The 1,279-nt window shown below is 68.5% G+C and carries 1 protein-coding gene; it reads left to right on the top strand.

All coding sequences use genetic code 11. The features are described from left to right. On the top strand, window positions 1-1,113 hold a 1,113-nt coding region (locus NS354_RS13705), incomplete at its 5' end, for a hypothetical protein (protein WP_206542599.1). Between the last annotated feature and the right edge of the window lie 166 nt (window positions 1,114-1,279).

Below are 1,279 nucleotides of genomic sequence, written 5' to 3'. Positions count from 1 at the left end.
GTGAGCGGAATGCGGCTGAGCGCCTCAGCCGCATTCCGCTCACAGCTTGTCCGCGGCCCGGATCGCCATGACTTGTCCAGAGTTCCGCTCTGCCGCGACTCTTGCGTTCGCCGAACCGTATTGACTACCTCCATGCACCATACCGACCACGTCACGCGAGTCGCCACGGCGCTCGAGCACACCGAACACCAGCGCCACGGGATGCAGCGGCGAGCTGTTGCTGCGAAGTTCCGCTCCGGTGCGTGGCAGCGCGTCGGCAGAAACGGATGCGTCGAAGCGAGCACCTGGCGGCGGTGGTACGCGCAGGACCGTCATCTCGCGTCGGTACTCGTCGCTCACCGGGAGTCGCACGGTTCACCGGTGTTCTCCCACGTCTCCGCGGCGGTACTGCTCGGTCTGCCGCTCTGGGGATTCCGCAACGATGCGGTCCACATGATCGCGATGACCGCTCACGGTCGCAGCCGAACCCTCGTCCGGCATCAGCTTCCGCTCGACGAGCGCGACATCGTCGACGTCGCCGGGATGCGGTGCACGGCGCCCGATCGAACCCTGATCGACCTCGCTGCCACCGAGAGCGAAGAGCTTCTCGTCGGCTACGCCGACGCGCGCCTCCGTTCACAGGCCCGTTCCGAGCGGACGATCGACGAGGCCGCCTGCAGCGAGTGGCGGGAGCACCTGCGTTCGCACGCGCGCAATGCTCCCGGCGCGCGGGGCGTGCGTCGGCTGCGACGCGTCATCGAATTCGCGGATGCACGCGCCGATTCCCCGCTCGAGAGCATCAGCCGCCTGCACTTCGATCGGCTCGGTATCGAAGTCGAGCCGCAGTTCGCGGTGCCCGCGCCCGGCGGAGGCCGGTACTTCGTCGACTTCCGATTGGTCGGGCTCGGCATACTCGGCGAGTGCGACGGCGCGCAGAAGTACCTGGATCCTCGCATGCTCGGCGATCGGTCCCCCGGCGAAGCCGTGCTGCGCGAGAAACGCAGGGACGACTGGATCACGGGGACCAGTGGCAGCCGAATGATCCACTGGGGGCACCGCGAAACGAGCACCACCGAGCATTTCGCGTCGATGCTGCGCGCTTTCGGAGTGCCGCTGCCGCTTCGCCATCGGTGAGACATTGCGCACCGTTCGGTCCGCGCGCCGGAATCTCGCCGGCGCGCTGCACCCCTGCCCGTGCACCTGCCCGTGCACCTGCCAGTGCACCGAACCCCTGCCGGCGCACCGAAACCCTGCTGAGAACGCGCGCGTTCGGCAGGGTCTCGGCGGGCGGGCGAGGTGT

The organism is Leucobacter chromiiresistens (assembly GCF_001477055.1).
GTDB lineage: Bacteria > Actinomycetota > Actinomycetes > Actinomycetales > Microbacteriaceae > Leucobacter > Leucobacter chromiiresistens_A.
The sequence above is the reverse complement of the archived record's forward strand: the minus strand, read 5'-3'. Positions and strand labels throughout refer to the sequence as shown.